At 32.6% G+C, this 13,317-nt stretch carries 16 protein-coding genes; 12 read left to right on the forward strand and 4 right to left on the reverse strand.

Annotated features, from left to right (window positions below; translation table 11 throughout):
- Positions 1-167 precede the first annotated feature (167 nt).
- The 3 genes from P8K68_RS07940 to P8K68_RS07950 form a co-directional block, all read right to left on the reverse strand.
- Positions 168-359: a cold shock domain-containing protein gene (locus P8K68_RS07940; protein ID WP_067150460.1), complete on the reverse strand. Its 192-nt coding sequence runs from the start codon at positions 357-359 to the stop codon at positions 168-170.
- Positions 360-457: 98 nt separating this feature from the next.
- The gene (locus tag P8K68_RS07945) at positions 458-754 is read right to left on the reverse strand and encodes a DUF721 domain-containing protein (protein WP_300249293.1); all 297 of its coding nucleotides are present in this window, start codon (positions 752-754) and stop codon (positions 458-460) included.
- 693 nt (positions 755-1,447) lie between these two features.
- Positions 1,448-1,909: a helix-turn-helix domain-containing protein gene (locus P8K68_RS07950; protein WP_300249296.1), complete on the reverse strand. Its 462-nt coding sequence runs from the start codon at positions 1,907-1,909 to the stop codon at positions 1,448-1,450.
- 153 nt (positions 1,910-2,062) lie between these two features.
- Here P8K68_RS07950 and P8K68_RS07955 point away from each other — a divergent pair, with 153 nt between their 5' ends.
- From P8K68_RS07955 to P8K68_RS07965, 3 genes are read left to right on the forward strand one after another with little or no spacing between them, the layout of a single operon-like run.
- Entirely contained in the window at positions 2,063-2,947 is an 885-nt protein-coding gene (locus P8K68_RS07955) for a hypothetical protein (RefSeq protein ID WP_300249299.1), read from the forward strand.
- Between the two features lie 37 nt (positions 2,948-2,984).
- Positions 2,985-3,860: a nuclear transport factor 2 family protein gene (locus P8K68_RS07960; RefSeq protein ID WP_300249301.1), complete on the forward strand. Its 876-nt coding sequence runs from the start codon at positions 2,985-2,987 to the stop codon at positions 3,858-3,860.
- A gap of 28 nt (positions 3,861-3,888) precedes the next feature.
- Positions 3,889-4,764, forward strand: a complete 876-nt coding sequence (locus tag P8K68_RS07965) for an SDR family oxidoreductase (RefSeq protein WP_300249304.1) — start codon at positions 3,889-3,891, stop codon at positions 4,762-4,764.
- A gap of 209 nt (positions 4,765-4,973) precedes the next feature.
- Here P8K68_RS07965 and recF read toward each other — a convergent pair whose 3' ends face one another.
- The gene (recF, locus tag P8K68_RS07970) at positions 4,974-6,053 is read right to left on the reverse strand and encodes a DNA replication and repair protein RecF (RefSeq protein WP_300249307.1); all 1,080 of its coding nucleotides are present in this window, start codon (positions 6,051-6,053) and stop codon (positions 4,974-4,976) included.
- A gap of 139 nt (positions 6,054-6,192) precedes the next feature.
- Here recF and P8K68_RS07975 point away from each other — a divergent pair, with 139 nt between their 5' ends.
- The 9 genes from P8K68_RS07975 (at position 6,193) to P8K68_RS08015 (ending at position 13,157) form a co-directional block, all read left to right on the forward strand.
- Complete coding sequence (locus P8K68_RS07975) at positions 6,193-6,966, forward strand: tetratricopeptide repeat protein (protein WP_300249310.1); 774 nt, start codon at positions 6,193-6,195, stop codon at positions 6,964-6,966.
- 13 nt (positions 6,967-6,979) lie between these two features.
- Entirely contained in the window at positions 6,980-7,465 is a 486-nt protein-coding gene (gene ribH, locus P8K68_RS07980; RefSeq protein WP_300249312.1) for a 6,7-dimethyl-8-ribityllumazine synthase, read from the forward strand.
- Between the two features lie 186 nt (positions 7,466-7,651).
- Positions 7,652-7,882: a hypothetical protein gene (locus P8K68_RS07985; RefSeq protein ID WP_300249315.1), complete on the forward strand. Its 231-nt coding sequence runs from the start codon at positions 7,652-7,654 to the stop codon at positions 7,880-7,882.
- 24 nt (positions 7,883-7,906) lie between these two features.
- A complete protein-coding gene (locus tag P8K68_RS07990) occupies positions 7,907-8,194 on the forward strand; it encodes a riboflavin synthase subunit beta (protein ID WP_300249318.1) in 288 nt (95 codons plus the stop codon).
- A 3-nt stretch (positions 8,195-8,197) separates the two neighbouring features.
- Positions 8,198-10,048 carry a DNA mismatch repair endonuclease MutL gene (gene mutL / locus P8K68_RS07995; RefSeq protein WP_300249320.1) on the forward strand — a complete coding sequence of 617 codons (1,851 nt, stop codon included), beginning with the start codon at positions 8,198-8,200 and terminating at the stop codon, positions 10,046-10,048.
- A 3-nt stretch (positions 10,049-10,051) separates the two neighbouring features.
- Positions 10,052-10,801: a rhomboid family intramembrane serine protease gene (locus tag P8K68_RS08000; protein WP_300249322.1), complete on the forward strand. Its 750-nt coding sequence runs from the start codon at positions 10,052-10,054 to the stop codon at positions 10,799-10,801.
- Positions 10,801-11,670 (forward strand): rhomboid family intramembrane serine protease, encoded by an 870-nt coding sequence (locus tag P8K68_RS08005; RefSeq protein ID WP_300249324.1) that lies wholly within the window; start codon positions 10,801-10,803, stop codon positions 11,668-11,670. Before P8K68_RS08000 ends, P8K68_RS08005 begins: the two co-directional genes overlap by 1 nt.
- 65 nt (positions 11,671-11,735) lie before the next feature.
- Entirely contained in the window at positions 11,736-12,053 is a 318-nt protein-coding gene (locus P8K68_RS08010) for a four helix bundle protein (protein WP_300249325.1), read from the forward strand.
- A 78-nt stretch (positions 12,054-12,131) separates the two neighbouring features.
- On the forward strand, positions 12,132-13,157 hold the full coding sequence (locus P8K68_RS08015; RefSeq protein WP_300249328.1) for an endonuclease/exonuclease/phosphatase family protein: 1,026 nt from the start codon (positions 12,132-12,134) through the stop codon (positions 13,155-13,157).
- Positions 13,158-13,317: the final 160 nt, after the last annotated feature.

The following is a 13,317-nucleotide window of genomic DNA, read 5'->3' on the forward strand; positions in this document are numbered from 1 at the left end:
AAGTGAGTTTGGCGATATAGAAATCGCTTTGCTCTATTTTAACAACATTATTATTTACTATTAAAACAAAGAGCGTCAAAATAAAACCTAAATGACCAAAAATAAAAAGATCGCCTAAATTGTTTTTAGACGACCTCTTTACCTTGTAATTGTTAAATAGTATATCGTTAGACTACTTTTACGTTTACGGCGTTTAATCCTTTTCTGCCTTCTTGTAGATCGAATTCTACAACATCACCTTCACGAATTTCATCGATTAATCCTGAAATGTGTACGAAATGTTCTTTGTTGTTGTCTTCTTCAACGATGAAACCAAATCCTTTAGAATCATTGAAAAATTTTACTGTACCTTTACTCATTGTATTTGTATTATAATAAATTAAGTGGCAAATATAATATAAAAAACAGTAAGTGTGAAATTTTTTATAAAATTTTTGCACTAAAAAGGAATATCTAATTACCTTAAAACCAGTTTTTTAATTATCACTTTTCCTAACTCTTCATTAAGCATATTAATTATTTTTTCTTTTCCATAGCTTAATTCCTCTCTTAAAACACTTGAACTCAATTGCACATACAGTGTTTCGCGCTCTAAACTCACCGCAGTAGTGTAGTTGTTAACGCCATTCCCCATAAGTTTTGCCCATGCATCAGCAACATTAACTTTGTTTAATCCTTTTTCAAGTTTATTTGTTTCAACAAACTCTTTTAAAGCGTCACTAATACTCAAATTTTCGTTGTTGCGTTTTGCCATAGCTCTATTAAATGGATTAGAAAAAAATATGTTTTGTAAATGTATTAAAATTTTTGGGCGCTACCCAAGGGTCGGGCTATTCATTGCAAGTCCTCGCACCTCCTACGTCGGGCTGTGGGCTTTTCATTGCTATCCCTAGCGCATGGGTATTTGCTATATTAATTTTTTAAATTTAAAGCTGTTTTGTTTTTGGAGAGGCTCGTTAAAGGGTTCCTGTATGGTTAATAGCTTGTTAAAATGCTAAAATCTTTTTCGGTTAAGGGATACTTTAAAAAAAAAGCACTTTACTTTACCAATTAGTAAACATTCACCATAAAAAATGTTGTGGGTAGTATTTACTTTTCATCCTAAAAAAATATTCGTTATTTAGTAATGTATCGTTATCTACTTTTATTTCTTAATTAATCTTCCCATACATTATATTGGTCTTTCATAGCTAATGTTTTTTTTAAAATCCAAACAATCATTAATTTGGATAACATCAATACTGCATCCTATTGCTTATAACATTAAGAAACACCTTAAATGTATAATAAAAAAGTTGAAAAGTAATGCTAAAGCAGCAGGTTGTTTTACAGTTAAAAAGGCTATTTAGTACTCAAAATAGACCTTTAGCAGACTCCAAATTTTAAAAAGAAATAGGTTACTCTAAAAACAAAAGCCACCTTGAAAAGAGTTATTGAGTTAAAAAAATTATTCTCTTATAGAGCCTTTTGCAACGATTACGGGTATTGTAGCCAGTTTTTTTCTATACTGCTGTTCAATTCCTTTTGCAAATTCGGCTTTATCAGTTCTTAATAATTCCATTCCCTTACCATTAACGATAGTCGGATTCAAATCCCTTAAATGATTGTCGCTCCAAATTCCTAACTCGATAATTATTGGTGTCATTGCAAGACCTTTCTCTGTTAAAAGATAAATATTTGACTTTTTATTATTCGGGAGCTTGGTTTTAATAACAATTCCTACTTCTTCAAGTTGTTTCAATTTCGTGGTCAATATATTGGTTGCAATTTTTTCATCACTTTCTGTAAAGTCTTTAAAAGTTTGCTTGTTTTCTATAAGCATCTGTTTCACGATAACCAACATCCATTTATCGCCTAAAATATCTAAAGCCGAAGTAAAAGGGCAATTGCATCTAAATTTTGTTTCCATTCTCTTTTGTTCCTTTTGTAGGCTACAAAGGTAACAAATTATATTTTTTACTTGTAAAATGAAATTAATTTTTATAATTACTTGCTTTTTAAAAGTAATATTGTATTTTTGCTTGCGAAATACAAGTAATAGATATTAATAAAAATTAAATCAATGAAAAAAGTAATCACAGTATTTGTGTTAGCAGGCATTCTTGCTTCCTGCAACACATCTAAAACAAATACAAAAAGCAAGAATAATCAGTCAAAAGAAAAAACAATGAACAACAAAGAAATTGTAGGCACTTTCTTGGGTGCTGTAGCCAAACAAGATGCAGAGACAATGCGAAAATTTGCCAATGCAGATTATATTCAGCATAATCCATTCGTGCCAACAGGACTTGAACCGTTTATAGGACTATTACCAGTCTTAAAAGAAAACGGAACATACGCTGAAAACGTTCGACTATTTCAAGATGGTAACTATGTATTTATGCACAACATTTGGAAAAATGCAAAACCATTTGGTGCAGATGAAATGGTAGCATTTGATATTATACGTGTCGATCAAAACGGAAAAGTAGCCGAGCATTGGGATGCAATGACTGTTTTGGTTAAAGAAACTGCAAGCGGAAGAACACAAACTGATGGTTCTACAACTGTGACAGATTTGGATAAAACCGAAGCGAATAAAAAACTGGTGACTTCATTTATCAACGATGTGCCAATGGGTAAAAATCAAGGTAAAATTGGTGAGTATATTAGTTCGGAACAATACAACCAACATAATCCACAAATCAAGGATGGTTTAAATGGTTTGGGAGAATTTTTTCAATATCTAGCTTCACAAAACATCACTTTTAAATATAACAAACTCCACAAAGTTTTAGGTGAAGGGAATTTTGTACTCACAGTAAGTGAGGGCGAATTGATGGGAAAGGAACAGGTTTTTTATGATTTATTTCGTGTAGAAAATGGCAAAATTGTAGAGCATTGGGATGTGATTCAAGAAATACCTACCGAAGGATTGGCACACAATAACGGTATGTTTGGGTTTTAATTCAATTTAATTTTTAACTCTTAAATATTTATAAAAAATGAAAAATTTATTTTTTAAATTAATTTTAGTGCTTGGTGTACTATTTAGTTTAGTGGCATGTAGTGATGACGATGATGGCACAGTAACAGAGCCTACTCAAAAAGAAAAAGTAGTTCAGTTTTTTAAGGCTGTTAATGAACGTGATGTTGCTACCTTAGAAAGCTTAGTTAATGAGGATTATATTCAACATAATCCATTTATCCCAACAGGCAGAGATGCATTTATATCGCTTCTTCCTGTATTAGAACAAAACGGAACACAGTTAGAAAATATTCGTTTGATTGAAGATGGAAGCTTTGTAGTAGCTCATAATGTATGGACTAACGCTGGAGTTTTTGGATATGGAGATACTACAGTTTCTTTCGATATATTACGTTTTGATGCAAATGGTAAAATAGCCGAACATTGGGATGCCTTGCAAGCTTGGGAATTTCCCACTGTTAATGGTAACACAATGACTGATGGACCAACCACCATCACTAACTTAGACGAAACGGAAGCAAATAAAGCTTTAGCTGTGAATATAATCCAAGATGTATTGATGGGGCAAAATCCAAATAACATTACCAACTACATTGCCGAAGATTACATCCAACACAACCCTCAAATCGATAATGGCTTACAAGGGATTCAGGATGCCGTGGCTTTTCTTACGTCTATAAATAACATGTTCCAATACAATACCATTCACAAAGTAATTGGGGAAGGAAATTTTGTTTTAACTGTAAGCGAAGGAACTTGGAATGGCACCTCCAATGCGTTTTATGATTTATTCAGAATGGAAAATGGTAAAGCTGTAGAGCATTGGGACGTAATCCAACCCGTGCCTACCGAAGGTTTGGTGAATGACAACGGAATGTTTGATGGATTTTAATTCAATTAATTATAAATATTTACAAATAATGAAAAACATAATAATAACAGGAAGTAGTAGTGGTTTTGGACTAAAAGCCGCTAAAGATTTTGCAGATAAAGGCTATCAAGTTTTTGCAACAATGAGAAATCCAGAAGGGAAAAACGCAGAAAAAAAGGCAGATTTAGAAGGTTATTCTAACCATATAAAAGTGGTGGATATGGATGTAACCAAAGAAGCTTCTGTAAAAGAGGCTATGAATAGTATCCTTTCACAAGCAGAACATATTGATATTCTAATTAACAATGCAGGTATTATGTATATCGGTATTACAGAAGCCTACAGCGTTGAGCAGGCAAAGTGGCAAATGGAAACCAATTATTATGGTGCTATTAGAACAATGCAAGCCGTTTTACCTACAATGAGAAAATCGAGTACGGGTTTAATTATCAATACATCTTCGCTTGTTGGTCGTATGTCACCACCATTTTTCGGAACCTATACTGCCACAAAACACGCTTTGGAAGGTTATTCGCAAGCCTTACGTTATGAGGTTTCGCCTTTTGGCGTAGATATCGTAATGGTAGAACCAGGACCGTTTGGAACAGGATTGTTGGCTTCTGGACAAGCCCCTTTACATTCTGAAGTTCTTGATTCTTATGGTGAATTAGCGGTTGTTCCAACTGCAATGGGCGAGAATTTTGCTCAAATGTTACAAAGCCAAGATGCTCCTGACCCACAATGGGTGGTAGATGCTTATTTAAAATTGGCAGAAATGCCTTTTGGCAGTCGTCCAACTCGAACTGTTGTAGGAATAACTTGGGGTGTTGATGAAATTAACGAATTGACACAACCGATTCAAGACCGAGTACTTAAAGAAATGCAATTAGAAAATGTGCTTGGTGGCATTTCGTCATCATCATAAAATTTTTAGTTCACTTTTTAAAATCACAAGGGTTTCCGTTCTTGTGATTTTTTTTGGATTGTAGTTTTTCAAATTAGCTACAATCTTTCGAGGATATAAAATCGTTTTTGTATTATATACTAGGCGTTAAATGAAAGTAGCCTGAATTTTATACAAAGTCAAGTCGTATTGATTGAAAACAGTCGTGATTTCGTGGCTAAAAAAGCCCATCACAACCTAAAAACCTCATAACTTTGATGCACTTGCTTCACTGCTTCTTCAGTACGTTCAGCATGTGTATCACTTATAAATAGTTGTCCGAAATTCTCATCGTCTACTAATTTAATAATTTGCGCTACGCGCTGTTCATCTAACTTATCAAAAATATCATCAAGAAGTAAAATAGGATTTACACCACTTTGGGCTTTTATAAAATCGAACTGTGCCAATTTCAAAGCTATTAAAAATGATTTTTGCTGTCCCTGACTTCCAAACTTCTTAATAGGGTGTCCTTCAATATTAAAATGTAAATCATCCTTATGTATACCAACACTTGTATATTGTAAAGCCTTGTCTTTGTTTACCGATGCTCTTAAAAGCGTATTTAAATCTCCTTCGAATAAATCACTACTATAAACCAAATCTACAGATTCATTACCATTACTAATAGCCTCATATCGCAATTTAAAAATAGGGATAAAAGCTTTTAGAAACACATCACGTTTTTTAAAAATCTTGCTGCCATAATCTGAAAGTTGATTGTTGTAAACATCTAAAGTGTCATTGTTAAATGTATGATTAAGTGCAAAATATTTCAACAAAGCATTCCGTTGCGCTAATATTTTATTGTAATTTATTAAGTGGTTTAGGTAGCTTTTATCACTTTGCGAAATCACAGAATCAATAAATTTTCTACGTGTGGTGCTGCCTTCAATAATTAAATCTCTATCGGCAGGCGAGATAATAACTAAAGGCAAAAATCCAATATGTTCACTAAATTTTTCATAAGCTTTCCCGTTACGCTTAATTACTTTTTTTTGCCCACGCTTTAGGCTAACCGCAACTTTTTCAGTTTTTTTAGCCTTCTCATAATCACCATTAACGACAAAAAAGTCTTCGTCGTGTTTAATGTTTTGGGTTGCAACTGGATTAAAATAACTTTTTCCGAAGGATAAATGATAAATAGCATCAAGCACATTCGTTTTCCCGATACCATTATTTCCAACAATACAATTTATTTTATCATTGAAAATGAACGATTTACTATCGAAATTTTTATAATTAAGTAAAGAGAGTGATTTTAAAATCATACAAAAAGCAATTTTGAGAGCATTTTGAGGTTAAACTCATAAAAAGAACTGCAAATTATTGAAAAATATCAAATAAATAGGTGTTTAGTTATGAAGAAAAATTATATTTTTGCGCGACAATAATTTTACACAGCATATCATGGCAACTTACAAGAAAAGAGGATATAAACCAAAAACGAACGTAGAGAAGCAACAGAATATAGAAGATGGTTCTACAACTGCTGAGGTTTTTAATACACTTGACGAAACAGCTTCTAAAACAGAAGATTTTGTAGCAAAAAATCAAAAATATATTTTTATCATAATTGGTCTTGTTGCAGTAATCGTTTTAGGCTCTTTAGCATATAAAGAATATGTGGCTAAGCCAAAACAGCAGGCAGCTATGAATGATATGTTTCAAGCTCAAAAATATTTTGATGAAGCCGTTACAGGAACAGCAAAAGATTCTCTTTATAACTTGGCATTGAATGGTGGTGAAGGTAAATTTGGTATGCTAGATATTATTCAAGAATATAGCGGAACACCTTCTGCTAATTTAGCAAGTTATTATGCGGGTACAGCTTATCTAAGACTAAAAGATTATAAAAATGCAGTTGAGTATTTAAGTGATTTTAAAAGTGATGATGAGGTTCTAGCACCTTTAGCTAAAGGGAATATTGGTGATGCCTTTGTGCAATTAAACCAAACAGAAGATGCTTTAGGTTACTATGAACAAGCTGCTGAAATGCGCGATAACGAATTTACAACACCAATGTATTTGTTTAAAGCTGGAGCAATTGCTTTAGATTTAGGTAAAGCAGATAAAGCATTAGCTTATTTTAAAAGAATAAAAGATGATTATGCGAACTCCACTGAGGCTACAAAAGTGGATGTTTTTATAGGTAAAGCACAAGTGCTAGCAAACAAATATTAGAGCTCCGAAATTTATGGCTACGGCAAATAAAAATTTATCAGATTACGATAAAGCATCAATCCCAGACGCGAGTAAATTTCGGTTTGGGATTGTTGTTTCTGAATGGAATGATAATATTACAGAAGGACTCTACAAAGGTGCTTTCGATACGCTAATTGAAAATGGTGTGTTGCCAAACAACATTGTCCGTTGGAATGTTCCTGGAAGTTTTGAGTTAATTTACGGTTGTAAAAAAATGCAAGAGCAAATGATTAATGCTGTAATAGCCATTGGAAGTGTTATTCAAGGCGAAACAAAACATTTTGATTTTGTTTGCGAAGGTGTTGCTCAAGGTATTAAAGACCTAAATGTATTGCACGAAACACCAGTTATTTTCTGCGTGCTTACAGATAACAATATGCAACAAGGTATAGAGCGCTCTGGTGGTAAACACGGAAACAAAGGGACGGAAGCTGCAATTGCTGCTATTAAAATGGCAGAGTTACGAAAAAACAGTTAAATCTCATTTCTCATTGCGAAAGAGGTACAACTGTGGTAGTCTGCTCCTCGATATACAGACTGCCACGTTTTACAAAACGTAAAAATCGCAGTGACGTAAAGCGTTTATCTTAACATTTTTTGGCAATTAAACCTACTATTTCTGCCTACTTTTAAGTATTTTTGAAAAGACGAGTAATACTAGATTTTGTTTAAAAAACGCAAACATAAAAGGTTTAATTATCAACCTAGATTTTCAAAAGAAAGTCAAACAGACTCTAGTTTAGAGGATAATAATACCAAAGATTTTGTTTCAAAATGGAAGCAAAGTAAAGCTTCAAAAGTTAAACCACGTGGATCTATATCCATGTATGTTTTAATAGTTGTTTTGGTATTATTATTGATTTGTATGTATGTATTAGAAAAGAAATACATGTAATAACAAACTGAAAATTTAGAAATCATGGGACTTTTAAAAACGCGTAAAAACAAGAAATTTAGTTACACACCTCGCTATTTTGATGATAAAGGAGAGGGAAATCCATACGAAATTAAGCATAAGTTTGATGAATATAGAAAAACGGTTGGACCCAATAAAGGCATAAAAGGAAAGTTTAATGATGCTTTTGACGATTTAAAAAACAATCCAGATGCCCAAGCAAACAAACGTATTTTAATTATTATTGTAGTCCTTATTTTAGTATTTCTATTTATTATCGATTTCGACTTATCTATTTTTTTACCTAAATAATATATGGCAGACATTATTCAGCTTTTACCCGATCATGTAGCAAACCAAATTGCCGCTGGAGAAGTTGTACAACGTCCAGCTTCTGTAGTTAAAGAACTTCTTGAAAATGCTATTGATGCAGGAGCAGATACTATAAAACTTATTATAAAAGACGCAGGAAAAACCCTTGTTCAAGTTATTGATAATGGAAAGGGGATGAGCCATACGGATGCTAGATTAAGTTTTGAGCGTCATGCTACATCAAAAATTAAGAGTGCCGAAGATTTATTTCAATTACATACCAAAGGTTTCAGAGGCGAAGCTTTAGCAAGTATTGCAGCCATTGCTCATGTGGAGTTAAAAACCAAACAAGACAATGATGATGTTGGTAATTGTTTAGTAATAGAAGGCAGTACTGTGGTTTCTCAAGAAGTGGTGGTAACGCCAACAGGAACTTCAGTTGCTGTGAAAAATCTGTTTTTTAATATTCCTGCCAGACGTAATTTTTTAAAATCTGACACTGTAGAGCTACGTCATGTTATTGATGAGTTTCATCGTGTAGCATTAGCACACCCTAGTATAAGTTTTGCTTTATATAACAATGGAGGTGAAACCTTTAACTTGCCAATTAGTAATTACAGACAACGTATTGTTAATATTTTCGGGAATAAAACTAATGAAAAATTAGTCCCAGTTGAAGAAGATACGGAAGTGCTTAAAATTTCGGGGTTTGTGTGTAAGCCTGAGTTTGCTAAAAAAACAAGAGGCGAGCAGTACTTTTTTGTGAATGATCGCTTTATTAAAAGTGCCTATTTAAATCATGCCATAGCTTCAGCATTTGAAGGCTTACTTAAAAACGGAACACACGCTAGTTACTTTTTAAACTTAACGGTTAACCCACAAACTATCGATATTAATATTCATCCAACAAAAACAGAAATTAAGTTTGATGATGAGCATACACTTTATGCTTTGTTGCGTTCTGCTGTAAAACATAGTTTGGGGCAATTTAATATAGCACCAGTCCTTGACTTTGAGCGCGACCCCAATTTAGATACACCCTATAGTTTTAAAGATCAAAATACGAATGTTCCAAAAGTTGAGGTAGATAGAAGTTTCAATCCATTTCAAGAAGAAAGTGCTTCAAAAGCTAGAGCTGTAGCTTATAAAAAGGAGCCAACAACAAGCTGGGAAAGTTTGTATGTGGGCTTAGAATCTAAGGGAAATGACTCGAAACCAAATTTCACGGAAGTTCAGTTTGAAAGTGAGGAGCATACAGCATCTATGTTTGATGATGATACTCAAGTAGAGCAAACCCATACAACCTATCAACTTCACAATAAATATATTGTAAGCACCATAAAATCAGGTATGTTGGTAATTGATCAACATCGCGCACATCAACGTGTTTTATATGAAGATTTCCTCAAGAATTTGACGATTAAAGAAGCTGCAAGTCAACAATTATTATTTCCGCTTCAACTTCATTTTTCGCCTCAAGATATGGTTATTATAAATCAGTTAAAAGACGGCTTAGAACATACCGGTTTTGTGTTTTCAAACGTTAAAGGGGAGTCGGTTGATATTACAGGTGTTCCAGTGGGCGTTCCAGAAAGTGAAGTGTCTATTATTTTGGAACAGTTGATAAGTGATGTTGAAAATGAAGTACCAGAGAGTCATTTTAGCGCTTCTGATTTATTAGCAAAATCTATGGCTAAGAGTTTAGCAATTAAAACAGGCCAGTCTTTACAGAAAGATGAACAAGAGCACTTAGTAAATAAGCTATTTGCTTGTAAAGAACCTAATGTGTCTCCAACTAACAGAACAACATTTGTAACCATGAGTGTTGACGAGTTAGATAAAAAATTTATTTAAAATATGATGCGAATTTCAGATACCGTTAAACATTTAATAATCATTAATGCGATTATGTTTGTCGGCACATTGACCATTGGAAACGGTAATTCATTTTACGAGTGGTTTGCCATGTATTTTCCACAGAATGATGTATTTAAACCCTGGCAAATTATTACACATATGTTTATGCATGGTGGTGCTATGCATATTTTGTTTAACATGTTTGCGCTTTGGATGTTTGGTTCTCCCGTAGAGCAAGTTTTAGGTTCTAAACGGTTTTTGTTTTTATACATTTCTGCAGGTTTAGGGGCAGTTCTACTTCAAGTAGGATTCTACTATTTTCAATTCATGCCTGGTTATAATACATTATTAGAATCTGGACTGTCTTCAGAGAGTATAAAACAAATGCTTTCTTCTAATGAGGTTCTTGCGGGTGTATCTAAATCTCAAGTTACTTTGTTAAAAGATATTTTTCCTGCTTATAATGCTTCTATGGTTGGAGCATCTGGTTGTATAATGGGTGTAATGGCTGCTTTTGGCATGATGAATCCTGAGGCTAAATTGATGATGATATTTTTACCAATTCCTATAAAAGCTAAATATTTTATCCCTGGAATTATAATTTTAGATTTGATTTCTGGTATCACGGGTCAATCATTTTTTAGTCCAAGTAATACCGCCTATATGGCTCATGTTGGTGGCGCATTAACAGGGTTTTTAATTATGTGGTATTGGAAAAAAAATCAGTTTAATAGTAACCGTTGGAATTAATGACAACACTTAATCAAGATATAAAAAACAAGCTTTCTAACCTTAATGTGCTAGAAAAAATAATAGCCATTAACGTTATTGTTTTTCTATTGGCATTAATTTTAAGGATGGATTTTATTTGGTTTGAGCTACCTAGTAGTTTTTCAAAATTCATTGTTAAGCCCTGGGCAATAATTACCTATGCTTTTTTACACTACGATTTTTTTCATATTTTATTCAATATGCTTTGGTTGTACTTTTTAGGGCGTATGTTTTTAAACTTATTTAGCCCTAAAATGGCACTTAATATCTATGTTCTAGGAGCTATTTCTGGAGGTTTATTATTCATGCTTTTCTATACCTTATTTCCTAGTGTTTTTTTAGGTAACACAAGGTTGTTAGGCGCTTCTGCAGCGGTTAGAGCGTTGTTAATTTTTCTTTGTGCGTATATGCCCAATCAAGGCATTCGTTTTTTTACTTTTAATTTAAAACTTTGGTATGTTGGAGCTGCTATTGTTGTTTTAGATGTAATAGGTGTTTTTTCTGGCATAAGTAACCCAGGTATAGGAAATGCAGGCGGAAATTTGGCCCATATTGGTGGTGCTTTATTAGGTTATTTTTATGCGAAACAATTGACTAAAGGACAAGATATTGGTAAGGGCTTTGAAAAATTAATGGATGGTGTTACAAATGTATTTAAAGCTTCAAAAAAGGGCCCTTTAAAGACTGTTCATAAAAATAAAAGTAAAGTTGGTGGTTATACTAAAAGCGACTTTAATGAGTTTAATGATCAAAAGAAAATTGATGTTATTTTAGACAAGATTAGTAAAAGTGGTTATGACAGTTTAACATCTGAAGAAAAAGAATTCTTATTTAGAGCAGGGAAGTGATTCTAATGACAGAAGACTGATGGCAGAAGATGGAAAACCAAAAACTTGCATGAAATTTCAAAATTATGAGTAAATTTAAGTTTGGAAAATTGCTTATTTGGCGTAAAGCAATGGATTTAGGAGAGGAAATTAATTTACTTATTGATGGTTTTCCAAAAAAAGAATATGATAATCTATCTTCTCAATTATTAATAGTTGTAGATTCTGGAGCTTTAAATATTTCTGAAGGTTCAATTGGTCAATCAAATCCTGAACAAAATAAATTTTTAGGATATCCAATTCGTTTTTTGGCTGAGGTTGTAACTTGTTTTCATAAAGCAATCAGAAGGAATTATATTTCCAAAGAACAATTTCAAAATTATAATGATGAATCCTTTCATTGATGAATATGATGATAGCATTAAAAAGAAACTTAAAGTAATCAACGGTCATCGGTCAACAGTCTTCTAGCAGTTAATTCTATGAAAAAACTAAGCTTTATAAATAAAATCATTTATTTTATAAATGGTGTTGTTGCTACTTTGCTTTTGCTCTCATTTATTTTGCCATTTTTGCCTCCTAAAACATTTTCTTTACTATCCGTAGTTAATTTGGGCGTTTCATTTTTAATAATAATCAATGTTCTTTTCTTTTTGTATTGGGTATTTCAATTGAAAAAACAGTTTATGTTGTCGCTTATTTCTTTATTAATAGGCTATTTTTCTTTTGGGTCCTTATATAAATTTTCAGCTTCAACTAAAATTGAAAATCCGCAAAATTTTAAAGTGATGAATTATAATGTTAGGCTCTTTAATCTTTATGAGTGGATTCCAGAACAGGGTATTGAAACTAAAATTGTTGATTTTATAAAAATGGAATCCCCTGATGTTCTCAGTATCCAAGAATATCATCCGCATAAGCATATTGATTTATCTTTTTTTAAGTATAAATTTGAAAAGCTTTCTGGAAATAAAACAAAATACGGACAAGCTATTTTTTCGAAATTTCCTATTCTGAATTCAGGTTCTGTAGAATTTCCTAACACAGCTAATAATGCCATATTTGCCGACGTTGTAAAAGGGAAGGATACTATAAGAATTTATAATATTCACTTAGAATCTTTGCGTATTGATACCAATGTCGAAAACCTTAAAAAAGAAGACTCGGAACGTGTTTTTAAAAAGATAAGTACCACATTTAAAATGCAACAACTTCAGACAGAATTATTTTTAATGCATAAGAAACAATGTAATTATAAAATGGTGATTTGTGGCGATTTTAATAATACTGCTTTTTCGTATGTATATAGACAAATTAGAGGCGATTTAAATGATACTTTTAAGGAGGCAGGGAATGGTTTTGGGCGTACTTATGATTTTAAATTCTTTCCGGTTCGCATAGATTTTATTTTTGCAGACGACGCTTTTAATGTAAATGGTTTTAAGGCCTATAACGAACATTATTCCGACCATTTTCCCATTATGACGACTTTGAGTTTAGAAAAATAGTTTACAGTTTCATTCGCAGTCGCAGTTTTCAGAGTTTAATATTAATTTGAAATTTATAGTCTTTTTTCAGTATTTCAAATCTTTGTGTCTTAGCCACTATACGCAACATTACTTTTTATAATATCAAGTTTTTTTTCTCTGCGAATCTCCGTGAAAACTT

The sequence above is a fragment of the Algibacter sp. genome (genome assembly GCF_029245835.1).
GTDB lineage: Bacteria > Bacteroidota > Bacteroidia > Flavobacteriales > Flavobacteriaceae > Algibacter_B.